Raw genomic sequence first — 23,575 nt, 5'->3', positions numbered from 1 at the left:
ACATGCCCACCACGATCCATACCCTGCTCATCGCCAACCGCGGCGAGATCGCCCTGCGGATCATCCGCACCGCGCGCCGCCTCGGGCTGCGCACCGTCGCCGTCTACTCCGACGTCGACGGCACCGCCCCCCACACCCGCGCCGCCGACGTCGCCGTCCGGCTCGATGCTGCGCCGTCCGCAGCAACCAACACCGCGTCGTATCTGTCCGTCCCTGCGCTGCTCGCCGCAGCGAAGGAGACCGGCGCCGACGCCGTCCACCCCGGCTACGGGTTCCTGTCCGAGCAGCCCGACTTCGCGCGCGCCGTCATCGGCGCAGGGCTGACCTGGGTCGGGCCGCCCCCCGAGGCCATGGACGCCATGGGTCGCAAGGACACGGCCCGGGAGATTGCCGGGAAGGCGGGCGTCCCCGTACTACGGTCGCTGGGCAACGTCCGAGGCGGGTGGTTCGCCGCCCAGGGCAACCTCCCCTTCCCGATCCTTGTCAAGGCCGCCGCAGGCGGCGGCGGCAAGGGCATGCGCATCGTCCGCGGAGAGGACGAGCTCGGACCCGCGATCGCCGCCGCAGGCCGTGAGGCCGCCGCCGCGTTCGGCGACGACGCCCTGCTGCTGGAGCGCTACATCGAGCGCGGCAGGCACGTCGAGGTGCAGATCCTCGCCGACGAGCACGGCAACGTGCTCCATCTCCACGAGCGCGACTGCTCCGCCCAGCGCCGCCACCAGAAAGTCCTGGAGGAGGCGCCGGCGCCCGACCTCGACCCGACCCTGCGCGACGCGCTGCACGCCTGGGCGGTCCGCCTTGCCCGCGAGGCCGGGTACACCGGCGTCGGGACGGCGGAGTTCCTGGTGGAGGTCGGTCCCCCGACAGGCTCGACCAGCGGGTACGGCGCCTGGTTCCTCGAGATGAACACCCGCCTCCAGGTCGAGCACCCCGTCACCGAAGAAGTGGTCACCGTGCGCGGCGAGCGCATCGACCTCGTCGAGCAGCAGCTCCGCGTCGCGGCGGGGGAGGAGCTGGGCTTTACCCAGGACGACGTCGCCGTCGTCGGCCACGCGATCGAGGCGCGGATCTACGCCGAGGACGCGTTCGGCGGGTTCTTGCCGCAGGCCGGGACCGCCACCCGGGTGCGGTGGGCCGAGGGCTCGCACGTGCGCGTCGAGGCCGGCATCGAGGACGGCACGGTGGTCCCGGCCGCCTACGACCCCATGGTCGGCAAGGTCATCGCCATCGGCGCGGACCGCGAGACCGCCCGGCGCGGCCTCGTCGACGCGCTCGACGCCACGGCGATCGGCGGCCTGGTCACCAACACCGGCTTCGTGCGGGCGCTCGCGGACTCCGACGCCTTCCGCGACGGCGAGGTGCACACCGCGTGGCTCGACACCCACCCGATGCCGGCACCCGACCCGGCGCCCGCGCTGGTCGCGGCCGCCTGGTCCGTCGCGGCGGCGGCGGTGCCCGACGGCGGCGACGGCTGGCGCCTCGGCGGCCCGCCCGCCGACACCTGGGTCGAGCTGGACGACGCCGTGCTCCGCGTGAGTATCGCCAGGGGCGAGGTGCGGCGAGAGGGCGAGCCGCCCACCTCGTGCCGGGCCGTCGGTGACGGGCTGCTCGCGCTCGACGGCGCCACCGCGCGGTTCGCCGTCGACGTCGGTCCCCGGTCGGTGGAGGTGAGCACGCGCGGGCACACGTTCCGGTTCGTCCGGCCGGGTGCGTCGAGCGTCGGGGCGGCCGAGCTGTCCGACGGCGTGGTCCTCGCCGCGATGCCCGGCACGCTCGCCCGTGTCGAGGTGCGCGACGGCGACCTGGTGACCACCGGGCAGACGCTCGGCGTGCTGGAGGCGATGAAGATGGAGGTGGCGCTCCTTGCGCCGGCGGACGGCGTCGTACGGGTCCGCGCCGGGGCGGGCGACCAGGTCGCGGCGCGGCAGGTGCTCTTCGAGGTGGGACCGGCCGACGAACCGGAGGCGACAGATGGCTGAGCAGCTCCGCCACCCCCAGGTGGTGCCCGACCTGAGCCTGCCGGACCGCGTGACCATCTACGAGGTGGGCCCGCGCGACGGGCTGCAGAACGAGAAGGCGATCGTGCCGACGGAGGTGAAGGTCGGCCTGGTCGAGCGGCTGCTCGACGCCGGTCTCCCGTACGTGGAGGCCACGAGCCTGGTGCACCCACGCTGGGTGCCGCAGCTGGCCGACGCCGAGGAGGTGCTCGCCGCGCTGGTGGAGCGCATCGGCGACCACGCCCGCGACCTGCCGGTGCTCGTGCCCAACGAGCGGGGCCTGGAGCGTGCCTTCGACCTGGGGCTGCGGCACGTCGCGGTCTTCGCCAGCGCCACCGACACGTTCGCGCGCCGGAACCTGAACCGTTCCCTGGACGAGCAGTACGCGATGTTCGAGCCGGTCATGAAGCGGGCCCGTGCGGCGGGGATGCGGGTGCGGGCGTACGTCTCGATGTGCTTCGGCGACCCGTGGGAGGGCGACGTGCCCATCCAGCAGGTGGTCACGGCGGGCAAGCGGCTGATGGACCTCGGGGCGGAGCAGCTCTCGCTCGGCGACACCATCGGCGTCGGCACGCCGGGGCACGTCGTCGCGCTCCTGGACGCGCTGAACGCCGCCGGGCTCCCCGACGACGTGCTCGCACTGCACGCCCACGACACCTACGGCCAGGCGCTCGGCAACGTCGCCGCCGCGCTCCGGCACGGCGTGACGACGTTCGACACGTCGGCGGGCGGGCTCGGCGGGTGCCCGTACGCGGAGTCGGCCACGGGGAACCTCGCCACGGAGGACCTGCTCTGGATGCTGGACGGACTCGGGATCACCACCGGCGTGTCCATGCCGCGACTGGTGGAGACCGGGACGTGGCTGGAGGGACATCTGGGGCGCCCCTCGCCGAGCCGGGTGCTGCAGGCGCTGCGGCCCTGAAGCGTGGTTCAGAAGTCGTGAGGCGTGTGGTGCTTCAGCTGTAGATCGTGATCGTGATGCCTGGGGTGCGGCTCGCCACGGGGTGTCGCCTCACCGGCAAGATAGCTGTCGAGGGTCTTCCGGCGTTGTGCCAGGTGCAGCTCCTGCCGGACAAGTTCGTCCCGAGCCTCACGGACACGGGTGAGAAGTGCTGAGCAGTCCGCTTCCGTGCGCGTGTGTCCGGCCGGCGGAAGGCTGTCACGGATGATCTGCGAGGACAGGCCCGCGCTGAACAGGTCTTGGATGAAGGCGACTCGCTCTACCGCGTCCGGCTCGTACTCCCGGTAGTCGTTGGCTGTGCGGCAGCTTCGCAGCAGGCCCTGTTGCTCGTAGTAGCGCAAGGAGCGACGGCTCACGCCCGTGGCCGCGCTGAGCTCTCCGATCCGCACCGCGCTCCTCCGAACGTCTCCGATGTTGACCTTGACACTGGTGTCACAGTTTAACGTTCCGGGCATGCCTACCGCACCGGAGTCCTCACCGATCACGACGACAGCCCACGAGCTGGGTGGCCTGCGCGGGCGCCGCGTCCTTGTCACCGGTGGCAGCAAAGGCATCGGCCGCGCCGTCGCCTCCCGGCTCGCTGTCGCCGGCGCGACGGTCGTCGCGGCGGCCAGAAGGGATCCCGGGGACCTACCGCCCGCAGTGCATTTCGTCCCGGCCGACCTCAGCACGGCAGACGGCTGCGCTGAGTTGACTACCGCCGCGACCGATCTGCTCGGCGGTATCGATGTCCTGATCAACAACGTCGGCGCCGGTACCCCGCCACCTGACGGAGTGCTGACGGCCTCGGACGCGATCTGGGAACAGACACTCCAGCTGAACCTGCTGGCTTCGGTCCGCCTTGACCGCGCGGTGCTCCCGGAGATGATCGCGCGAGGCAGCGGCGCGATCGTCCACGTCACCTCGGTGGGCGCCTACCTCCCGATCGGCCCAGACGTCCCCTACCAGGCGGCGAAGGCGGCACTGTCGACCTACAGCAAGGCGCTGGCCAACGAGTTCGCCGGACGCGGTGTCCGGGTCAACAGGGTTTCCCCCGGACTGATCGCCAATGACGCAATCTCCGCGCTGCTCGCCCAGTCCGCGCACGCCCCCAGCGACCCCACCGCGCAGATGCTCGAGGAATGGATCGGCGGCATTCCCCTGGGACGTCCCGGGCAACCTGCCGAGGTCGCCGACCTGGTCGCCTTCCTGGTCTCCGACCAAGCCGCCTGGATCACCGGCTCGGACTTCCGTATCGACGGCGGCTCGTTCCAAGCCGTGTGACCGGCGCCCCGAACGCCGACCTGGAGATGCACCGTGAGGAGCCGGCTCAGCACATGGCCGGCCTCGGCGATGAGGAGTGCCTGTGGGCGCCTGAACAGGACAGATGTGACGTGCGCGACGCTGGGGTTCGCGCGTCGGCGATCGAGCGTAGGGTCGCAGACGTGACTCTGAAAATCGGGTACAAGGCGTCCGCCGAGCAGTTCGGGCCGCGCGAGCTGGTTGAGCTCGCAGTACGCGCGGAGGAGGTGGGACTGGACAGCGCCATGGTCTCCGACCACTTCCTGCCGTGGCGGCACGAGGGTGGTCATGCGCCGTCGGCGCTGGCCTGGCTCGCTGCCGCGGGGGAGCGGACCTCGCGGATCCAGCTCGGTACGAGCGTGCTGACCCCGACGTTCCGCTACAACCCCGCCGTCATCGCGCAGACGTTCGCGAGCCTCGCCCTGCTCACCGAGAACCGCGTGATCCTCGGCGTCGGCACGGGCGAGGCCCTCAACGAGACCGCGGTCTCCGGCCGCGAGTGGCCGGAGTTCAAGGAGCGGTTCGCGCGGCTGCGCGAGGCGGTACAGCTCATGCGGGCGCTCTGGACCGAGGACACGGTCGACTTCAAGGGCGACTACTACGAGCTCGTCGGCGCCAACATCTACGACCGGCCGGACAACCCCGTCCCTGTCTACATCGCGGCGGGCGGCCCGCTCGTCGCGAAGTACGCCGGCCGTGCCGGTGACGGCTTCATCTGCACCTCCGGCAAGGGCATGGACCTGTACACGGAGAAGCTGCTGCCCGCGGTCGCCGAGGGCGCCGCCAAGGCGGAACGCGACGTCGCGGGCGTCGACAAGATGATCGAGATCAAGATCTCCTACGACCGCGACGCCGCCACCGCGCTGGAGAACACCCGGTTCTGGGCGCCGCTCTCGCTGACGCCGGAGCAGAAGCACAGCGTCCACTCGGCGACGGAGATGGAGCGCCTGGCGGACGAGCTGCCGATCGAGCAGGTCGCGAAGCGCTGGATCGTCGCGTCCGACCCGGAGCAGGCGGTCGAGATGATCAAGCCTTACGTCGACGCAGGTCTGAACCACCTCGTGGTGCACGGCCCCGGCCACGACCAGGAGCGTTTCCTCACCCAGTTCAGCGAGGACGTCCTGCCGCGGCTCAGGGAGCTCTGACCAGGCCCGTCTCGTACGCGAGGATCACCAGCGCCGCGCGGTCACGCGCGCCGAGCTTGGCGAGCAGCCTGCTCACGTAGGTGCGTGCGGTGGCAGGGCTGAGGTAGAGCTCGCGGGCGATCTCGTCGTTCGTGAGCCCCCGGCCCAGCTGCTGCAGCACCTCGCGCTCGCGCTCCGTGAGCCCGGCGAGCCGGTCGTCGCCCGACCGGGGCGCCGGGCCCGCGGCGACGGCGCGCAGCACCGTGGCCGTCACGCCAGGGTCGAGCAGCGCCTCGCCCGCCGCGACCACGCGGACGGCGCGGCGCAGCTCGGCGGGGGCGACGTCCTTGAGCAGGTAGCCGGCCGCGCCGGACCGGATGGCGTCGAACACGTGCTCGTCCTCGTCGAACGTGGTCAGGATCAGCACCCGGACGTCGGCCAGCGCGGGGTCGGCGACGATCTCGCGGGTGGCGGCCAGCCCGTCCAGGCGTGGCATGCGGACGTCCATCAGCACGACGTCGGGCCGCAGCTCCCGCACCCTGGACACGCCGGTGCGCCCGTCGGCTGCCTCCCCGACGACCTCGATGTCGCCATCGCTCTCCGCGAGGGCCCGCAGGCCCGCACGCACGAGCTCCTGGTCGTCCACCAGGACTATCCGGATCATGGCTCTCCCGTCTCCAGCCGGAGGGGCAGGTCGGCGGTCACGAGGAAGCCGCCGCCGGGTGCGTCGCCGACGGTGAGGCCGCCGCCGAGCAGGGCCAGCCGCTCACGCATCCCCGCGAGCCCCGAACCGGGTACCAGGTCCGCACCGGCGCCCAGGCCGTCGTCGGACACGCGCAGGGCGAGCCGGTCCCCGGCCACCCGTGCGGAGACCGTCACACGGGTGGCCCGGGCGTGCCGCAGCACGTTCGTCAGGGACTCCTGCACGACGCGGTACGCCGCCGCGGAGATGGCACCGTCGAGGGCACCGTCCGGCACGTCGAGCGTGACGTCGACCGTGAGCCCGGCCGCCCGTGCCGAGTCCGCGAGCGTGTCCACACCGGCCAGCCCGGTCGGCGCGGGTGCGCTCGCCTCAGCGGCGCCGGGCGTTCCGCCCACCGGCCCGCGCAGCACCCGGACGGTCGAGCGCAGCTCGTGCAGCGTGCCCGACGTCGCCTTCCGCACGTGCTCGAGCGCGCCCCGTGCCGCGTCGTCGTCCCGCCCCACCGCCTCGGCGGCCACGCCGGAGTGCAGCGCGATCACCGACAGGTTGTGCCCGACGACGTCGTGCAGGTCGCGCGCGATGCGCAGGCGCTCCGCCTGCAGCCGCTGCTCGGCGGCGCGGGCCTCGTGGACCCGCGCCTCGCGAGTCAGCCGCACCGCCACGCCCAGCGCGATCGCGGCCGCCGCGAGCGCGACGTTCGTGACGAGGTCGTACGGGGCGAGCTGCTCCTCAGGGGTGTTGCCGACCGTCCGGTAGTACGTCGCGACGGCCACCAGGGTGGCTCCGGCGCCGATCGCCCAGGCGGTGTGCCGCATCTCCGCCGCCGAGTACAGCGCCGCGATCGCGGGCAGCGCCATGCCGATGGGCGCGAACTGGAAGATGTAGTAGACGAACACGGCCAGCACCGTGACCACGAGGACCGTGCGCGGCGCCCGGCGCCGTACCAGGACCAGCGCCCCGAAACCCACCGCGAAGAGGTACGCCCCGGGTCCGGCGTGCCGCACGGCGTCGGGGTCCGCAGCGATGACGACCGCGACCGATAGCGACATGGCGAGCCCCAGGGCGAGGTCGGTGACGCGGGGGTCGACCGTTCGCGGGACCGCGCTCTGCTCTGGCACACCGTCACCCTACGGACCGCGCGGCGCCGAGGCATCAGGGTCGGTGTCGCCTCCAGGCGACACCAGGAGACGATCCAGGGCCGATGCGGAGCCCCGCCCCCGACCGGCACCGTCGAGACATGACCTCACCACACGTTCCCGCTCAGCCGACCCCGCACCGGTCCGCACCGGTCCCCGTCCCCTGGGCGGTCGTCGGCGGCCTCGCCGCGCTGGCCCTGCTCTGGCCGCTGACCGGCCTCACCGGAGCCCTCGGCACCGGCGCACCCAGGGCGCTGACCATCATCGGCATCACCGCCGTCGTCTGGATCGGGGTGGTCGGCCTCGGTCGGGTGCCCCGGCCGGTGCTCACGCTCACGCTCACGGGCGTGGCCTACGGGCTCGTCGCCCACGCCGTCGCGCTGCTGGTCCCCGTGCTCGGGGGCTTCGGCGGCCCCGGTGGCGGACCGCTGTGGACCATCGTTCCCGCGCTGCTCTTCGACGCGATGTGGGGAGCACTGGCGGGCCTGGCCGCCGCCGGCGTGCAGCGGCTGCGCGGGTCCGGCCGATGAGCCGCGTCGCTGCGCCCGGGGCACCCCCGACCCGAGCGCGCCGGAGCGTCCGGTCCCTCGTCGCCGCGGTGGCGATGCTCGCGTCTACCGGCGGCGCCCTCGCCGGGTGCGCGCTCGTCCCCGGCTCGGTCACCCCCGTCGCAGAGACCGAGTTCACCAACGAGCTCGCGATCCCGCCGCTGGCGCCGTCGAAGGTCGTGGACGGCACCCGCGTCTTCTCCCTCACGGCGCAGGAGGGCGTCACCGAGTTCCGGCCCGGCGTCGAGACACGGACGTGGGGCTTCGACGGCTCCCACCTCGGCCCGACCCTGCGCGCCGAGCGTGGCGAGCGGGTGGCCGTCGAGGTAGCGAACGATCTTGACGAGCCGACCAGCGTGCACTGGCACGGCATGCACCTGCCCGCCGCGATGGACGGCGGACCGCACCAGGAGGTCGACCCGGGCGCCACCTGGCGCCCCACCTGGGAGATCGACCAGCCCGCCGCGACCCTCTGGTACCACCCGCACCCGCACGGCGCCACGGAGCAGCACGTCTACCGCGGCCTGGCCGGCCTGTTCCTCCTGGACGACGACGCGTCGCGCACCGCCGACCTGCCCAGCACCTACGGCGTCGACGACGTCCCGGTCATCGTGCAGGACAAGGTCCTCGACGACGACGGGCAGCTGGAGCTGAAGGACGACGGCGGCGAGCCGGGCACGCTGGGCGACGTCGTCATGACGAACGGCACCGTGGGCGCCTACCAGGAGGTCACCACCGAACGCGTGCGGCTGCGCCTGCTCAACGGTTCGACGGCGCGTACCTACCAGCTCGGCTTCGCCGACCGCGAGATGGACCTGGTGGCGACCGACGGCGGCCTGCTGGACGCACCCGTCCCGATCGACGACATCCGGCTCGCACCCGGCGAGCGCGCCGAGGTGGTCGTCACGATGAGCCAGGGGGAGACCACACGGCTGCGCTCGGTCGAGGCCGACCTCGGCAGTGTCGCGGCGCCGTTCGCGATGGGGGCCAACGACGCGTTCGACGTGCTCGAGCTGCGTGCCGCCGACGAGCTGGCCCCCTCGCCGAAGCCCGCGTGGGGTGCCTCGGAGCACGCGACGGCCGACGCACTGCACGAGGCCGACGCGTCGGTGACCCGCACCTTCGAGCTGGACGAGAAGCGGATCAACGGCCGCTCGATGGACATGGGCCGCATCGACGAGGTGGCGGAGCTGGGCAGCACCGAGGTCTGGGAGGTGCACAGCACCGTGCCCATGCCCCACAGCTTCCACGTGCACGACGTGCAGTTCGAGGTGCTGAGCATCGACGGCGACGCCCCGCCGCCCGAGCTCACGGGCCGCAAGGACACCGTCTACCTGGAGTCGGGACGCGACTACCGGCTCCTCATGCGCTTCGACGACTACGCCGACCCCGACATGCCGTACATGTACCACTGCCACATGCTCATGCACGAGGACGCAGGGATGATGGGCCAGCTCGTCGTCGTCGGACCGGGGCAGGAGGCGGGGGCGCCACCCAGCCATGGGCAGCGCACCGGGAGCGGCGGCGTGGACGCGCACCAGGGGCACCACTGAACGTGTGGCACGCTCGTCCGGTGACCCTCTCGCTACCTCGCCGCATCACGCACGTCCTGCTCGACCTCGACGGCACCCTGACCGACTCGGCCCCCGGCATCATCGCGTCCCTGCGCGTCGGGTTCGCCGACGCCGGCTTCGACGTCCCGACCGACGACGTCCTGCGGACCTTCGTCGGCCCGCCGCTGGGTGCCAGCATGACGGCCATCGGCCTGTCCGACGCCGACGCCGCCACCACGATCGCCGCCTACCGGCGCGACTTCGAGAAGCACGGCATGTTCGACAACTCCGTCGTGCCCGGATTTCCCGAGGCGCTCGCGGAGCTGCGCGAGGCAGGGGTGACGCTCCTGGTCGCCACGGCCAAGCCGGAGCACTACGCGCGGCAGATCGTCGAGCACTTCGGGCTCGACGGGTACCTGACCGGCGGCCTCGACGGCGTCCACGGCGCAGCGGGCGAGGCGGCCGGCCTGGTGGAGGGCAAGGAGGTCGTGGTCGAGCGCGCGCTGGCCCACGCGGTGGCCCTCGGCGCGGATGCCGGCCAGGTCGTCATGGTGGGCGACCGCGAGCACGATGTGCACGCTGCCGCTCACCACGACATCCCGACGATCGGTGTGACCTGGGGCTACGCGGCACCCGGCGAGCTGGAGGCCGCCGGCGCCGCTGCGATCGCCACGACGCCGGCCGAGCTGCGCAAGCTGCTCGCGAGCTGACTCACATGCGCCGCCGGTAGGCCCACGCGGCGAGCGGGGCGAGGACCACGAGGGCGAGACCGCCCCACAGCAGGGTCATCGTCACGGGCTCGGCGGCGGGACCGCCGAGCAGCAGGGCGCGGCTCGCGTCGATCGCGTGGCTCACCGGATTGACCTCGGCCCAGGCCTGGAGCCAGCCGGGCATCGTCTCGGCCGGCGCGGCCATGCTCGTGCCGAACACGAGCGGGAACGGCAGCAGGAACGCGACGGTGCTGACCAGGTTCTCGTCGCGGACCAGCACCGCGACCAGCACCGTCAGCCAGCTGAGCGCGAAGCCGAACCCGATGGCCAGGGCGACGGCCCCCAGGGCGGACGCCAGGTCCGTCTCGACCCGGAAGCCGAGCGCGTAGGCGAGGCCGAAGAGCATCGCGACGGCCAGCGGGTAGCGGACGGCGTCACCGAGCACCGAGCCGAGGAGCGGTGCCGAGCGGGCGATCGGCATGCTGCGGAACCGGTCGAACACCCCCTTCTTCAGGTCGAGCACGATGCTCAGCCCGGTCGAGACCTGCCCCGTCAGGATCGTGGTGAGCACGAGGACGCCCGGGAAGACGTACTGGAGGTACTCCTGGGACGACCCGCTGACGGCGCCTCCGAACAGGTAGACGAACATGAGCAGGAAGATGACGGGCATGATCACGGCGTCCAGGAGCACGCCGGGGTTGCGCCGGGTCTTGGTGAGGCTGCGCCCCGCGAGGGCGAAGCCCTGCCGGAACAGTGGCCATGGCCGCGGTGCGGTCGCGACGGTCCGGTGACCGGCCGTCGGCCGGGTGGCTGTCTCGGTCATGCTGTCTCCCTCGTCTCGGTCAGGCTCGTCCGGCCGGTGACACCGGTCACGCCGGTCAGGCTGAAGAACACGTCGTCGAGGCTCGGCAGCCGGAGCGCGAGCTCGGCGACGTCGATCCTCGCGGACTCCAGGGCGCCCACGACGTCGGTGAAGTGCTGCGTGGCGTCGGCCGGTGTGGTGAGGACGCCGCCGTGCTGGTGCTCGACGGGTCGCCCGGTCACGCGCTCCACCACGCGGGCCGCGGCGCCCAGCCGGTCCGGGTTCGTCGGGCGCACGACGATGGTCCGGCCACCGACGAGCTGCTTGAGCCCGGCGGGGGTGTCGTGCGCGATCACCCGGCCGTGGTCGATCACGGTGATCTCGTCGGCGAGGGCGTCGGCCTCCTCCAGGTACTGCGTGGTGAGCAGCACGGTGGCGCCGTCGTCCGCGAGCGACCGGATCGTCGCCCACAGGTCCTCCCGCTTGCCTGGATCGAGGCCGGTGGTCGGCTCGTCGAGGAACAGGATCTCGGGCCGGCCGATGAGGCCCGCGGCGAGGTCGAGCCTGCGTCGCATGCCCCCTGAGTACGCCGAGACCCGCAGACCGCCGGCGGAGGTCAGCCCGAGCTCGGCGAGGAGCGCCGTCGCGCGGACGCGTGCGGCGGCGCGCGGCAGGTCGAGCAGCCTGCCGAGGAGCACGAGGTTCTCCGCACCGGTCAGGTCCTCGTCGACGGTGGCGTACTGGCCGGTGAGCCCGATCCTGCGGCGCACCAGCGCGGCGTCACGGACGACGTCGAGCCCACCGACCGTCGCACGCCCGGCGTCCGGCTCCAGCAGGGTCGCCAGGATCTGGATGGCCGTGGTCTTGCCGGCGCCGTTGGGTCCGAGCACGCCGAGGACCGTCCCGCGGCGGGCGTGCAGGTCGATGCCGGCCAGCGCCGTCGTACGCCCGTACCGCTTGACCAGGCCCTCGGCCTCGAACGCGTAGCTCACTGGTTCGCTCCTTCCGTGGCCGGGCGGTCGCTCGGCGCGACGTTGTGGTTCCGGGCGAAGAGGTTCTCGGGGTCGTAGCGGCGCTTCGCGGCGGCCAGGCGGGCATAGGTCCGCGGCGGGTAGGCGGCCGCCAGGTCGTCCGGCGTGTCCGAGCCCTGGAAGTTGAGGTAGACGCCGGTCCCGTGGCGGGCGACGGCGGCCCACGGGGCCAGTGCGGCGTCGGCGTCGGCGTCGGTGGCGTCGGTGGGGAGGAAGGCCGCGCCGACGATCATCGCCTCCGCCTCCCGGTGCGCGAACGCGGTGGCGTCGGCCGGCACCCGGCCGAACGCGCCGCCGAGGCTGCGCAGCACCGTGGAGATCCCGCTCCGGTAGGCGGCGACGGTGGCGTCGACCACGTCGTCGTCCAGGGTGGGGACGAGCGTGTTGCGGGACAGCAGACGCCCGGGTGGCGGCTGGTGCGCGCTCGCGAGGACGTCGGTGTACTGCATCACCCGGACGTCGTCCGTCAGCACCTCGCCGATGTCCCGCAGCGGGGCGACGGCCCGCAGCGGACCCTCGGCGTCGTCCGCGTAGCAGACCGTCACCGTGGCGGACGCCGGTCCGCCGACCATCGGCGGGACCAGGGCAAGGGTGCTGGTGAGGGACTCGGGCGCTGTGCGAAGGTGGTCGCGCCAGGCCGTCACCAGCCGTGCGGGGTCGTCGGGGCGGTAGGTGATGGTGCCGAAGTGCACCAGCGGCACCCGCTCGGCGACGAAGTCGAAGCTGACGACCACCCCGAAGTTGCCGCCACCGCCCCGGATCGCCCAGAACAGGTCGGCGTGCTCGTCCGCGTCGGCTCGCAGCACGCGCCCGTCGGCCGTGACGACCCTGGCTGCCACCAGCCGGTCGATCGCCAGACCCTGCGCGCGGACCAGCCAGCCGATACCGCCGCCGAGCGTCAGCCCGCCGACTCCGACGTCCGCCGTGTCACCGGCGGTGAGGCCGAGCCCGTGCGGGGCGAGCGTCCGCATGACGGTGCCCCAGCAGGCGCCGGCGCCCACCCGCACCCGCCGGCCGTCCGGGTCGGCGCCGTCGGGATCGATCAGCTCGACGGTGTCGAGGTGCTTCAGGTCCAGGACCATGCCGCCGTCGTTCGTCGCCGACCCTTGGAGGCCGTGCCCGCCGGACCGGACCGAGAGGGCCAGACCCTCCCGTCGCGCATGGCTGATCGCGGCCGCGACGTCCGCGGCGTCGCGCGGCCGCACGACGAGCGCCGGCTTCCCGCTCGCGAAGAAGGTGGTCGCCGCTGCGGCGTATCCGTCGTCGTCGGGTAGCAGGACGTCGCCGCGCAGGTGGTTCCTCAGGGGCTGATCGCTCACGGGGTAGCTCCTCGGTCGTCGGGTTCGATCGCTGGTCGGGTTCGACCGATCCCGATCCTTCGCCGGACGCGGCGGGATGTCGTCGTCCGGCGGGTGACACCTGCGGCTACCGGCACGGATGTAGGGCGGCGCACGGGCTACTACCCCTGGAGTACTCCCGGGGGTACGCCCACCGGGGGATGCGTGCGGTGGGCGACCCGCCATAGGCTCGACGACCATGCGCACTGATCTGGGCTGGCGACGCTTCTACGCCGCGGGCTGGCTCGCCACGGCGGGTGTGGCCACCGTGACGTTCGTGCTGTGGCGCGCGCACGTGCGCGAGGTGGAGCAGCGGGCGGAGGAGGCGGAACGCACCCGTGACGAGGTCGCCCGGCGACGCGCTGTCGAGGAGCGGCTGCACATCGCGCGCGAGCTCCACGACTCGCTGACCCACAGCATCTCGGTCATCAACGTGCAGGTCGGTGTGGCGGCGCATCTCGCCCGCAAGCGTGGCGAGGAGCCCGCTGCCGCACTGCTCGCGATCCAGGAGGCGAGCACGGACGCGGCCAGGGAGCTCCGGTCCACCCTCGACGCCCTGCGCCGCGACGACGACGGCGGCGGCGCGGGGCTGGACCGGCTTCCCGCGCTGGTCGACCGGGCGCGCTCGTCCGGGCTGCCGATCACCGTCACCGTCGAGGGGACGCCGACGCCGCTGCCGCCCGACGTCGACCAGACGGCCTACCGTGTGGTCCAGGAGTCGCTGACCAACGTCGGCCGGCATGCGGGCACCGCGACGGCGAGGGTGTGGCTCAGGTACGGCGCCGGTCTCCTGAAGGTTCAGGTCGACGACGACGGGTCGGCGTCACGGCAGCCGCCCGTCCCGGGGCACGGACTGATCGGGATGCGGGAACGGGTCGCCGCGCTGGGCGGGAACCTGCGGGCAGGCCCCGGGCCGACGGCGGGATTCTCGGTGGTGGCCGAGCTGCCGACCGGTCCCCGGCCCGGACGGTCCGGCGGGTCTGCGGGTGGCCCCGCGGCAGAGGGCCCGCCATGATCTCGGTGGTCCTCGTCGACGACCAGCACTTGATCCGCTCCGGTATCCGAGCACTGTTGGAGAGCGAGGACGACCTGGACGTCCTCGCCGAGGCGGGCAACGGCGAGGAGGCCGTAGCCGCAACCCTGGAGCATCGGCCCGACATCGTGCTGATGGACGTGCAGATGCCGGTGCTGGACGGCATCGAGGCGACGCGCCGTATCGTCCAGGACGACCGGCTGTGTGACGTGCGGGTCGTGATGCTGACGAACTACGGCCTGGACGAGCACGTGTTCCGGGCCCTGCGCGCCGGCGCTGCGGGGTTCCTGCTCAAGGACACCGACCCGGCAAGCCTGCTGCAGGCGCTCCGGGTGGTGACTCGCGGGGACGCGCTGCTCTCACCGTCGGTCACCCGGCAGCTGATCAGCGAGTTCGTGGCCCGCCCGCCCGACGTGCTCTCCGGGCGCGGGCTCGACCTGCTCACCAACCGGGAGCGGGAGGTGGTGGCCCTGGTGGCGCACGGGCTCAGCAACGACGAGATCGCCGAACGGATGGTCCTCAGTCCGACCACCGTGAAGACCCACGTGAGCCGCGCGATGACCAAGCTGCACGCCAGGGACCGCGCGCAGCTCGTCGTGCTCGCCTACCAGGCGGGGCTCGTCTCGCCCCGGGCGCGGCGGGACTGACCGCCGTCCGTCACGCGGCGTCCAGGGCGGTCTCGAACACCTCCCGCGCCCGTTCGTCGAGGACCACGAACCGGATGTTCTCGATGCTGCTCGCTGGATGCTCTGCGAGCCAGCCGCGGCAGGTCAGCACGGCGATGCGTGCGACGTCGGTCACCGGCCAGCCGTAGGCGCCGGCGCTGACGGCGGGGAAGGCGACCGATCGGACGTCGAGCTCCGCGGCGACGTCGAGCGACCGGGCGAAGCACGACGCGAGCAGGGCGGGATCGTCCTGGCCTCGGTGCAGGTTCGGCCCGACCGTATGGATCACCCACGCCGCGGGCAGGTCGAACGCGGGGGTGGCGACGGCGTCGCCGACGTCCAGGCCCTCCCGATGAGAGGTCGTGCGCAGTCTGCGGCACGCCTCCAGCAGGCGCGGGCCCGCCGCTGCGTGGATGGCGCCGTCGACGCCTCCGCCACCCAGGAGCAGGGAGTTCGCGGCGTTGACGACGGCGTCTGCCTCCACGTGGGTGAGGTCGCCGACCTCGACGGAGATGCTCATGCGCCGACCCCCTTGGCCCCGGCTCCCAGGCCCCGGCGTTCCATCCAGGTGTACCCGTCGTCGACAGGCACCCAGCCGAACTGCTCGTAGAGGCCGTGGGCGTCGGCGGTCGCGAGCAGCGTGCGGCGGAGCCCGAGCGGCTCGATGTCGGCGACGACGCCTGCTACCAGGAGCTTGCCGATCCCCAGCCCGCGCAGGGCGGGGTCGACGATGACGTCGGCGAGCCAGGCGAACGTCGCGCCGTCGGTCACGACGCGTGCGAACGCCACCTGCTCGCCCGTGCCGGTGTGGAAGACGCCGTAGGGCCGGGAACCCGCGATGGCGGTGTCCATGACCTCGCGCGGCCGGTCCTTGGCCCAGTAGGTGTGCCGGGAGACGAGCTCGTGCACGCGGGTGGCGTCGATGCGGTCAGGGTCGGTGGAGAACTCGTAGGTCGAGACGTCGTTCATGGGCTGGAGTCAACCACCGGACACCGACACCGGCCGAGGGAATTCCGGCAGTGAGGAGCGTTCGCCACCTTCTTCTGCGGATGGCAGAAGCCGTGGCCGGTGTGGGTGGTCGCCTCTATTGTCGAACAGGTGTCCGAGATGATGGCATGGTGAAATAGCGTATAGGTGGAGGGGTGGAGTCATGGACGATGGTCAGCGCTACCCGGGTCTGAGCAGCGTGCTCCTGGAGGACCTGGCCGGCGACAACCCGGTCCTGGGAGAGCTCGTGGTGCGGGACGGGGTGGAGGTGCGCGTCGTGGCGCACGACGAGGTTCCAGCCTGGGTCTTCAACGCCCCGCCCGACCGTTGGCCGGACGCAGCACCCGACGATCTGCTGGATGGTGCGCCGGAAGGTGCGCCGGGCGGCCGGCTGCCGGAAGGCATGCCGGTGGCGGTGTGGCCGGAGGATGTTCTGCAGGAGGCGGTGCGGGGTGTGCCGGGAGCGCGGTTGGCGCGGGTGGTCGCGGAGGCGATCGACGTGGACGGCAACCTCGACCACGGCCGGGGCGAGGACCCGGGCCTGCCGGGCTCGAGTGTGCTGGGTGAGCTGTCGGACGACGCGCTCGGTGACCTCGTCACGGCGTGCGGGCGGTTGCAGTCCTGGGCCGCTGGTCTCCAGGCCCAGGTCGTGGCCGAACGCGCCACCCGCGAGTCCCACGCCCTGGCCCACAACTCTCTGGTCGCCCAGGTCACCAGCGAGCTCGTCGTGACCGAGTCCGAAGCCGCAGAAGTCGTGGTCCGGGCGCAGGCCGGTGCCCAGCACCCGAGCGTGATCACCGCACTGATCACCGGACGCATCGACGTCCGCAAGGCCCACACCCTGCTGCGGTCCGCAGCACAGCTCACCGCCACCGAACGGGCCGAGGCCATCGCCCGGTACCTGCCCCAGGCACCCCACCGAACCTGGAAATGGTTACAGACCCGGATGCTCGCGTTCGCCAAAGCCCGCCACGGCGCCGCCCAGACCGCACGCACGGAAGCACAACGCCGGTGCGTACAGCTGGACCGCGCCGAGAACGACATGGGCTGGCTGTCCGCCTACCTCCCCGCCGTCGACGCCGCCGCCGTGTGGGGTGTCGTGGACGACATGGCCCATCAGTTACGCCACACCACCGGTGAGGACCGCACCCTGGGACAGCTGCGCGCCGACTCCCTGACCGGCATCATCACTGGCCGCCTCCTCCCCGCCGACCGCTACACCGACACCACCGAGCCCGACGACAACGAGCCGGACGACACCACCAGCACGAGCACCGACCACGAGGTAGCACGCGACACCGACCACGGCACGCATCCCACCGCCGGCACGACCACGACCACGGGCGCGAGCACGAGCACGGGCACGACGACGGGCACGGGCGTCGACAGCCGAGCGACGGGCACCGGTGCGAGCAGCGGTCCGCACGACGATGCGGCGAGCGGCGCTGAGGACAGCAGCGTCGGCGGTGCAGGTACCGCCCACGAGGCAGCCGACGACACCGAGGCCGCCCACGCCCCCAGCACAGACACCGACGTGTCCGTATGCACCTGTGGTGGCCGGGCGCCCGTCCAGGTCGTGGTCCAAGAGATCGTGCGGCCGGTGCGGATCACACCGACCCGCCCCGTCGTACGCGTCACCGTCCCCGCCTCCACCCTCCTCGGCCTGGACGACGCCCCCGGACACCTGACCGGCTACGGACCCATCCCCGCCGACACCGCCCGCCTGATCGCCCAAGACGCCACCTGGCAACGCCTCCTGACCGACCCCGTCACCGGGATCCTGACCGACTACTCCACCACCACCTACCAACCCGGCAAGGTCCTCCGCACCGCGGTCGAGACCAGAGACGAGACCTGCACCTTCCTGTGGGGCTGCGACACCCCCGCCACCCGCTGCGACCTCGACCACATCCAACCCTTCGACCACGAACACAGGAACGAACGCAACGACAGCGGACAGACCAACGCCCACAACCTCCACCCCCTGTGCCGCAAGCACCACCTGCTCAAGACCCACGCCGGCTGGGGCATCGTCCGCGACCCCCTCACCGGCGTCACGACCTGGACCACCCCCACCGGCCGCACCCACACCCGACCACCCACCGTCCTGGACACCCACATCGACCTCGACCACATCGACCCCGACACCAGCCACGACCTCACCCTGCACGCCCTGACCGGCCAACACCTACCCCGCAGCTACCAGACCACCGAACCCGGAGCCGTACCGACCGACCCGACACCGACCAACCCCACAACACCGCACGACCCGGGCCAGCCACCCTTCTGACGGGCGGCCACGGTCGGTGAGCCCACATAGCAGCATCCTGATCCCAGGGTTCTGGCGGGATGGCTCGGCGTGGGGCGAGGTCGTGCCTCCGTTGGAGGCAGCCGGGCACACCGTGCGGGCGCTGACGCTCCCGGGCCTGGAGTCGGTGGACGACGGCCGCTCGGCCGTCCATCTGAGCGATCACGTCGACGCCGTCGTGGCTGCGATCGACGCGGTGCCTAGGCTCGCCAGGGTCGTCCTCGTGCGGTGGGGCACTCGGCCGGAGCCCAGGGGCGATCAATGAGGGCGTGCCGGCGGATGTCGTGGACCACGTGCCGCCGTCGTAGGAGGAGGACAGGGATGAGGACCTCGTGGGCCTCACCGACGAGTTGCGCGTCCGGTTCCGTGCGCGGGCGATCCCGCAGCCGGGCGCGACGGTGCACGAGAGCCGCACCATCAGGCCGATGCTGCGCTGCGGGCCATCCTGGCCACGATCATCGCGTGCGAGTTCCCCGGCGAGCCCATTGGCCATTGGCCCATGTTCACGAGACCGAGGGAACTGGCGGTCGGGGGAGCAGCTGGTGCAGGTTATCCGGCATGCCGCCGGCAGAACTCGCGCAGCGGACCGGTCGGAAGCACGTCGAGCAGCTCACGGTAGCGGCCTGCCGCTTCGTCGGTCCGGCCGGTGCGCCGGGCCAGGTCCGCGAGGGCGAGGCTGGCGTCCCGGGCGGCATACGGCGGTCCGTCGGCGACCAGCTCTTCGAGGTCGCGTTCGACCGGGCCGAGGTCTCCGCCGTCGCGCACGGCGAGCCGGCCCAGCACGACGAGGCGCGCCACCCGGGTCGCCGGGGACGGCCAGACGTCCAGCAGTGCGTCGTAGAGCTGAGCCAGCCGGGGCCAGTCCGTGTCGGCCGCGTCGCGAGCCGTCGCGTGCACCCCGGAGACTGCGGCCTCCAGGGCGAAGCGGCCCGGCGGGCGCTCAGGCGGCTCCGCTCGGGCGATCGCCGCCGTGGCGTCGCCCAGGCCGGCGGACAGGAACCGCTGGTCCCACGCCGACCGGTCCACCTCGTCGAGGGGCAGCGCGACGCCGTCACGCACGCGGCCGGGGCGTCGGGCCAGGCCCAGGCGGCATACGGCGCGCAGGCCGAGCACCTCCGGTTCGTCCGGGTACTGGGCGACGAGTGCCTCGGCGAGCGTCAGTGCGTCGCGGGCCGGATCTTGGGTGGCGTCAGCGGGCTGCATCGCGTCCCGCTGTCCCACGGTGAACAGGCCCGCGACGCAGGCCAGCACGACGGGCAGGCGGTCGGCGCGGGCGGGGCCGTCGGGCACCGCGAACTCGCCGCGGGCACGAGCCAGCGCGGACTTGGCCCGGGTGAGCCGTGCGGCGGCGGTGGCGTCCGCGACGCCGAGGTGGCCCGCGATCTGCCGGACCGTGAGCCCACAGACCACCCGCATCGCCAGGACCAGCTGTGCACCCGGTGCGATCGCGTCGTCGCAGGCGACGAAGAGCAGGGCGAGGCGGTCGTCGAGGTCGTCGCCGGGTTCGGCCGGTACGTCCACTGGGGCCACCTCCGGGCGGGCGAGCTGAGGCTGGATCCGGACGAGGACCGCCTGCCGGCGCACCGCGTCGAGCCAGGACCGGCGTCCGACCTGGACGCACCAGCCGACCAGGTCGTCGATCACGCCGTCGGGCTGCGCCGCGGCACGCGCGAACGCCTCCGCGGCGTACTCCTCACCGCTGTCCAGGCTCCGCGTGGTCACGGCGAGCGACCGCACCACCTGGGGCCAGGCGGTGCGGAACGCCGCGGGGTCGATCGGCACTCAGGAGCCGAAGGTCATGACCTTGCGCCACTCGACCACGTTCGTGCTGGGGACGAGCGCCGCGATCTTCCGTGCGGTGGCCTCGTCGCACTCGACGATGTAGTAGCCGGTGATCACTTCGTTGGTGTCCGTGAACGGTGCGTCGGTGTAGACGGGCTCGGCGCCGTTCCTGCCGGGCGTCACCCATCCGCCGTACTTGGCGTTCTGCAGGGCGTTGCTCTCGGTGATCTTGACACCCAGAGCGGCCACCGCCTCGCCGAAGCGCTCGTGGGCCGCCATGTCCTCGGAGAAGTCCTGCTGGTTCTGACCCTGCAGGTTCTCCGGGAGGTAGGCGTCCGAGTCCCAGTCGGTCTCGCGGATCAGAAATACCCAGTGGTCGGTCATGTCGAGCTCCTCGTCTCTGGAATGTTGACACGCCTTGGACGGGCGAGCGACGCCAGAATCGACAGTCTCGACAGAGTTAGTTCCGCCGGGTCAGCCGATCACTGCGACCGGCGCCGCGATCGGGGTGCCGGACCCGTCACGTCGCTCGTCCACGTCGGGCAGCTCGACCGGCTGGCCGCCGGCGCCGAGCGCACGTGGGGGAGTGGCGCCCACCCAGGCCAGGATGAGGCCGTCCTCGCCCTTGAGCAGGCGCTGGGACCGCACACCACCCGTCGCGCGGCCCTTGCCGGGGTAAAGCGCGAACGGAGTCACCTTGCCCGCGCCGGGCTCGACCCCCGGCAGCGAGTCGGCCGCACCGGCGATGGTCACGACGGTGGCGTCGACCCCGGCCGGAACCGCGCCGAAGAACACGACCCGACGGTCGGCGGCGAGCTTGATGCCGGTCATACCGCCTGCCGCGCGGCCCTGCGGGCGCACCGCGGAGGCCGGGAAGTGCAGCAGCGACGAGTCGTCGGCCAGGAAGACCAGCTCGTCGTCGTCCGACACGACGGCAGCGCCCACCACGGTGTCGCCCTCCTTGAGGGCGATCACCGGCCACTCGTCGCCCTTGGCGGGGGCGTCCGCCGGGGCGATGCGCTTGACGATGCCCTGCGCGGTGCCGACGGCGATGGTCGGCGCGTCCGGGCCGAGCGCGGTCACGGTCTGTACGGTCTCGCCGTGCTCCAGCTCCACGAGCTCGCTGACCGGGATGCCGCCGGACAGCGACGGCGCACCGTCGGTGGGCGGCAGTGCCGGCAGGTCCAGCACGGAGACGCGCAGCATGCGCCCGGCCGACGTCACGAGACCTATCTGGCTCCGGGTGGTGGCGGCCGCGTCGCCACGCAGGGCGTCGTGCGCCGCGCGGTTGCCGACGCGGGGCACCGGGACGTCGTCCGGGAGCCGCGCCAGCAGACCCGTCGCCGACAGCAGCACGCGCGTCGGCAGGTCCTTGATCTGCAGGTCCAGCGGATCGGGCTGGCTGCGACGGCCGTTCGTCCGCCCGTTGGCCGGTGCGACCGCGACCGAGCCGACGGACCCGCCCGCCGCGTCGAGCAGCACGGTGCGGCGCGGCGTGCCGTAGGTGCGGGCCACCTCGCCCATCTCGGTGCTGACGACCCGGCGCAGCAGCTTCTCGTCGCCGAGGATCTGCTCCAGCTCGGCGATCTCGCGGCGCAGCTCCTCGGCCTCCTTCTCCAGCTCGACGCGGGAGAACCGGGTGAGGCGGCGCAGCTGCAGGTCCAGGATGTAGGAGGCCTGCGGCTCGGACAGGTCGAAGATCTCGCGCAGGCGGTCGCGGGCGATCCCGGCGTCGTCGGACGTGCGGATCACCTGGATGACCTCGTCGATGTCGAGGATCGCGACGAGCAGGCCGTCCACCAGGTGCAGCCGCTCGACGCGCTTGTCCAGGCGGTGCTGCGACCGCCGTCGGACCACGGAGATGCGGTGGTCCACCCAGACCCGCAGCATCTCGAGCAGGCCGAGGGTGCGCGGCTGGCCGTCGACGAGGGCCACGTTGTTGATGCCGAACGAGTCCTCGAGCGGCGTCACGCGGTACAGCTGCTCCAGTACGGCGTCCGGGTCGAAACCGGTCTTGACCTCGATGACCAGGCGCATACCGTGCGTGCGGTCGGTGAGGTCCTGCACGTTGGTGACGCCCTGGATGCGCTTGGCCTTGACGCCGTCGGCGATCTTCTCGATCACCTTCTCCGGGCCCACGAGGTAGGGGAGCTCCGTGATGACGATGCCCTTGCGGCGCGGCGTGACGTTCTCGATCCGCGCCGTGGCGCGGGTGCGGAAGCTGCCGCGGCCGGTGCGGTACGCGTCGCGCACGCCCTCGAGACCGACGATCTTGCCACCGGTGGGCAGGTCAGGACCCGGCACGAACCGCTGCAGGTCCTCGAGCGTGGCCTCGGGGTTCTTGATCAGGTGCTGCGCAGCCGACACGACCTCGACGAGGTTGTGCGGGGCCATGTTCGTCGCCATGCCGACCGCGATGCCGGACGCGCCGTTGACCAGCAGGTTCGGGATGGCGGCAGGCAGCACCTCTGGCTGGGTGAGCTTGTTGTCGTAGTTCGGCACGAAGTCCACGACGTTCTCGTCGAGACCCGTTGTCATCGCCATCGACGACGCCGCCAGGCGCGCCTCCGTGTACCGGGGCGCCGCGGGGCCGTCGTCGAGCGAGCCGAAGTTGCCGTGCCCGTCCACGAGAGGCAGGCGCAGCGAGAAGCTCTGCGCGAGACGTACGAGGGCGTCGTAGATGGGGGCGTCACCGTGCGGGTGGAGCTTTCCCATCACCTCGCCCACCACGCGCGACGACTTCACGTGCGCGCGGTCGGGACGCAACCCCATGTCCGACATCATGTAGAGGATGCGGCGCTGGACCGGCTTGAGGCCGTCGCGCGCGTCCGGGAGGGCCCGCGAGTAGATGACGGAGTAGGCGTACTCGAGGAACGAGGCCTCCATCTCCGAGGCGACGTCGATGTCCACGACCTTCTCGTGGATCTCGCTCTCGTCGAGCGGCTGCGACGGCTTGCGCGCCATGGTTCGTGGGGCTCCTGGACTGTGGGGGTGGTTTCGGACAGGCAAACCGTACCGCGCGCCGCCGACACTCCGGTGGCACCTCGCTGACGTCGGGCCGGACCTCCCGTCGACATCGCACGAGGTCAGGGGCCGAGGCATGTGCCTTTTCGTGGCGTACCTGGCACTATTCGGGTATGCCCGAAATGCCGCTGGTCAGCAGGTCGACCACCCTGCCTGGGTGGCTGGTCCGCATCGGGCTCGCCTACGGCGTCGTCGGCCTCAGCGTCGTGCCCGTCCTGGTGCTCGGCGCCCTCGTGACCTGGTGGATGCAGTCCTGGCAGTGCGCCCAGCAGGAGTGGGGCTGCCTGGAGGAGGGCATCACCACGTGGGCCGGGCTCTCGGTGCTCGCCGCCGTGCTCCACATCGTCGTCTCGATGCGGTTCGGCCTCGGCGTGGTGCACGGCCTGGTGGTCGTGGCGGTCGCAGCGGTGTCGGCGAACGTGGCACCCGCACTCGGTGCGTGGCTCCTGCTCGCGGCGGGTCCCGCCGTGGCAGCCATCCTCACCGCGTCCGGCCCGAACCGCCGCCAGCGGCTGGTGCTCGTGGGCTTCGCCGTGATGCTCCTCGCCGGCATGGTGCTGGTGCGCTGACGCCGCCCGGACCCCGATCTGGAT

General features: G+C 72.5%; 23 protein-coding genes. 12 read left to right on the top strand and 11 right to left on the bottom strand.

From position 1 onward, the window contains the following. Window positions 1-2: 2 nt before the first annotated feature. Together ACFS27_RS00905 and ACFS27_RS00900 are read left to right on the top strand one after the other, a co-directional pair. Window positions 3-1,979, top strand: a complete 1,977-nt coding sequence (locus ACFS27_RS00905) for an ATP-binding protein (protein ID WP_377179402.1) — start codon at window positions 3-5, stop codon at window positions 1,977-1,979. Further along, on the top strand, window positions 1,972-2,919 hold the full coding sequence (locus tag ACFS27_RS00900; protein ID WP_377179400.1) for a hydroxymethylglutaryl-CoA lyase: 948 nt from the start codon (window positions 1,972-1,974) through the stop codon (window positions 2,917-2,919). The genes ACFS27_RS00905 and ACFS27_RS00900 overlap by 8 nt, the downstream gene beginning before the upstream one ends. Before the next feature lie 8 nt (window positions 2,920-2,927). Here the strand turns inward: ACFS27_RS00900 and ACFS27_RS00895 are convergent, their stop codons facing one another. Beyond that, on the bottom strand, window positions 2,928-3,347 hold the full coding sequence (locus tag ACFS27_RS00895) for a MerR family transcriptional regulator (protein ID WP_377179398.1): 420 nt from the start codon (window positions 3,345-3,347) through the stop codon (window positions 2,928-2,930). Between the two features lie 40 nt (window positions 3,348-3,387). Here ACFS27_RS00895 and ACFS27_RS00890 point away from each other — a divergent pair, with 40 nt between their 5' ends. Then, the gene (locus ACFS27_RS00890) at window positions 3,388-4,221 is read left to right on the top strand and encodes an SDR family oxidoreductase (protein WP_377183560.1); all 834 of its coding nucleotides are present in this window, start codon (window positions 3,388-3,390) and stop codon (window positions 4,219-4,221) included. 161 nt (window positions 4,222-4,382) lie between these two features. Continuing rightward, window positions 4,383-5,384 (top strand): glucose-6-phosphate dehydrogenase (coenzyme-F420), encoded by a 1,002-nt coding sequence (gene fgd / locus ACFS27_RS00885; protein WP_377179396.1) that lies wholly within the window; start codon window positions 4,383-4,385, stop codon window positions 5,382-5,384. Here the strand turns inward: fgd and ACFS27_RS00880 are convergent. Both ACFS27_RS00880 and ACFS27_RS00875 read right to left on the bottom strand, forming a co-directional pair. Beyond that, complete coding sequence (locus ACFS27_RS00880) at window positions 5,371-6,027, bottom strand: response regulator (protein WP_377179394.1); 657 nt, start codon at window positions 6,025-6,027, stop codon at window positions 5,371-5,373. The genes fgd and ACFS27_RS00880 overlap by 14 nt on opposite strands. After that, window positions 6,024-7,184, bottom strand: a complete 1,161-nt coding sequence (locus ACFS27_RS00875; protein ID WP_377179392.1) for a sensor histidine kinase — start codon at window positions 7,182-7,184, stop codon at window positions 6,024-6,026. The genes ACFS27_RS00880 and ACFS27_RS00875 overlap by 4 nt, the downstream gene beginning before the upstream one ends. A gap of 119 nt (window positions 7,185-7,303) precedes the next feature. Here ACFS27_RS00875 and ACFS27_RS00870 point away from each other — a divergent pair, with 119 nt between their 5' ends. From ACFS27_RS00870 to ACFS27_RS00860, 3 genes are read left to right on the top strand one after another with little or no spacing between them, the layout of a single operon-like run. After that, on the top strand, window positions 7,304-7,732 hold the full coding sequence (locus ACFS27_RS00870; protein ID WP_377179390.1) for a hypothetical protein: 429 nt from the start codon (window positions 7,304-7,306) through the stop codon (window positions 7,730-7,732). Beyond that, window positions 7,729-9,303, top strand: a complete 1,575-nt coding sequence (locus tag ACFS27_RS00865; protein ID WP_377179388.1) for a multicopper oxidase family protein — start codon at window positions 7,729-7,731, stop codon at window positions 9,301-9,303. The genes ACFS27_RS00870 and ACFS27_RS00865 overlap by 4 nt, the downstream gene beginning before the upstream one ends. 20 nt (window positions 9,304-9,323) lie before the next feature. Next, a complete protein-coding gene (locus ACFS27_RS00860; protein WP_377179386.1) occupies window positions 9,324-10,013 on the top strand; it encodes an HAD hydrolase-like protein in 690 nt (229 codons plus the stop codon). 1 nt (window position 10,014) lies between these two features. Here ACFS27_RS00860 and ACFS27_RS00855 read toward each other — a convergent pair whose 3' ends face one another. From ACFS27_RS00855 to ACFS27_RS00845, 3 genes are read right to left on the bottom strand one after another with little or no spacing between them, the layout of a single operon-like run. After that, a complete protein-coding gene (locus tag ACFS27_RS00855) occupies window positions 10,015-10,836 on the bottom strand; it encodes an ABC transporter permease (RefSeq protein WP_377179384.1) in 822 nt (273 codons plus the stop codon). Continuing rightward, window positions 10,833-11,807 carry an ATP-binding cassette domain-containing protein gene (locus ACFS27_RS00850; protein ID WP_377179382.1) on the bottom strand — a complete coding sequence of 325 codons (975 nt, stop codon included), beginning with the start codon at window positions 11,805-11,807 and terminating at the stop codon, window positions 10,833-10,835. The genes ACFS27_RS00855 and ACFS27_RS00850 overlap by 4 nt, the downstream gene beginning before the upstream one ends. Next, the gene (locus tag ACFS27_RS00845; RefSeq protein WP_377179380.1) at window positions 11,804-13,165 is read right to left on the bottom strand and encodes an FAD-binding oxidoreductase; all 1,362 of its coding nucleotides are present in this window, start codon (window positions 13,163-13,165) and stop codon (window positions 11,804-11,806) included. The genes ACFS27_RS00850 and ACFS27_RS00845 overlap by 4 nt, the downstream gene beginning before the upstream one ends. Window positions 13,166-13,382: 217 nt before the next feature. On the opposite strand from ACFS27_RS00845, the gene ACFS27_RS00840 reads away from it, so the two are divergent. Next, the gene (locus ACFS27_RS00840; protein WP_377179378.1) at window positions 13,383-14,198 is read left to right on the top strand and encodes a sensor histidine kinase; all 816 of its coding nucleotides are present in this window, start codon (window positions 13,383-13,385) and stop codon (window positions 14,196-14,198) included. Next, a complete protein-coding gene (locus tag ACFS27_RS00835; RefSeq protein WP_377179376.1) occupies window positions 14,195-14,863 on the top strand; it encodes a response regulator in 669 nt (222 codons plus the stop codon). The genes ACFS27_RS00840 and ACFS27_RS00835 overlap by 4 nt, the downstream gene beginning before the upstream one ends. A 10-nt stretch (window positions 14,864-14,873) precedes the next feature. On the opposite strand, the gene ACFS27_RS00830 is transcribed toward ACFS27_RS00835, so the two are convergent. Both ACFS27_RS00830 and ACFS27_RS00825 read right to left on the bottom strand, forming a co-directional pair. After that, complete coding sequence (locus tag ACFS27_RS00830) at window positions 14,874-15,401, bottom strand: O-acetyl-ADP-ribose deacetylase (protein ID WP_377179374.1); 528 nt, start codon at window positions 15,399-15,401, stop codon at window positions 14,874-14,876. Further along, entirely contained in the window at window positions 15,398-15,850 is a 453-nt protein-coding gene (locus ACFS27_RS00825) for a GNAT family N-acetyltransferase (RefSeq protein WP_377179372.1), read from the bottom strand. The genes ACFS27_RS00830 and ACFS27_RS00825 overlap by 4 nt, the downstream gene beginning before the upstream one ends. A gap of 181 nt (window positions 15,851-16,031) precedes the next feature. Here ACFS27_RS00825 and ACFS27_RS00820 point away from each other — a divergent pair, with 181 nt between their 5' ends. Together ACFS27_RS00820 and ACFS27_RS00815 are read left to right on the top strand one after the other, a co-directional pair. Next, window positions 16,032-18,158, top strand: a complete 2,127-nt coding sequence (locus ACFS27_RS00820) for an HNH endonuclease signature motif containing protein (protein WP_377179370.1) — start codon at window positions 16,032-16,034, stop codon at window positions 18,156-18,158. 82 nt (window positions 18,159-18,240) lie between these two features. Further along, window positions 18,241-18,441 (top strand): hypothetical protein, encoded by a 201-nt coding sequence (locus ACFS27_RS00815; RefSeq protein WP_377179368.1) that lies wholly within the window; start codon window positions 18,241-18,243, stop codon window positions 18,439-18,441. Window positions 18,442-18,725: 284 nt separating this feature from the next. On the opposite strand, the gene ACFS27_RS00810 is transcribed toward ACFS27_RS00815, so the two are convergent. The 3 genes from ACFS27_RS00810 to ACFS27_RS00800 form a co-directional block, all read right to left on the bottom strand. Next, window positions 18,726-19,958 carry a DUF6596 domain-containing protein gene (locus ACFS27_RS00810; protein WP_377179366.1) on the bottom strand — a complete coding sequence of 411 codons (1,233 nt, stop codon included), beginning with the start codon at window positions 19,956-19,958 and terminating at the stop codon, window positions 18,726-18,728. Further along, on the bottom strand, window positions 19,959-20,342 hold the full coding sequence (locus ACFS27_RS00805) for a YciI family protein (protein ID WP_377179364.1): 384 nt from the start codon (window positions 20,340-20,342) through the stop codon (window positions 19,959-19,961). It abuts the gene before it with no gap. A 90-nt stretch (window positions 20,343-20,432) separates the two neighbouring features. Further along, window positions 20,433-22,922, bottom strand: coding sequence for a DNA gyrase/topoisomerase IV subunit A (locus ACFS27_RS00800; protein WP_377179362.1), 2,490 nt, complete (start codon window positions 22,920-22,922; stop codon window positions 20,433-20,435). A 173-nt stretch (window positions 22,923-23,095) separates the two neighbouring features. Here ACFS27_RS00800 and ACFS27_RS00795 point away from each other — a divergent pair, with 173 nt between their 5' ends. Beyond that, complete coding sequence (locus ACFS27_RS00795) at window positions 23,096-23,551, top strand: hypothetical protein (RefSeq protein WP_377179360.1); 456 nt, start codon at window positions 23,096-23,098, stop codon at window positions 23,549-23,551. The last annotated feature ends 24 nt before the right edge of the window (window positions 23,552-23,575 follow it).

Source organism: Promicromonospora vindobonensis (assembly GCF_042685865.1).
GTDB lineage: Bacteria > Actinomycetota > Actinomycetes > Actinomycetales > Cellulomonadaceae > Promicromonospora > Promicromonospora vindobonensis.
Note: the sequence above shows the minus strand (reverse complement) of the source record. Positions and strands in the feature narration are given on the sequence as shown.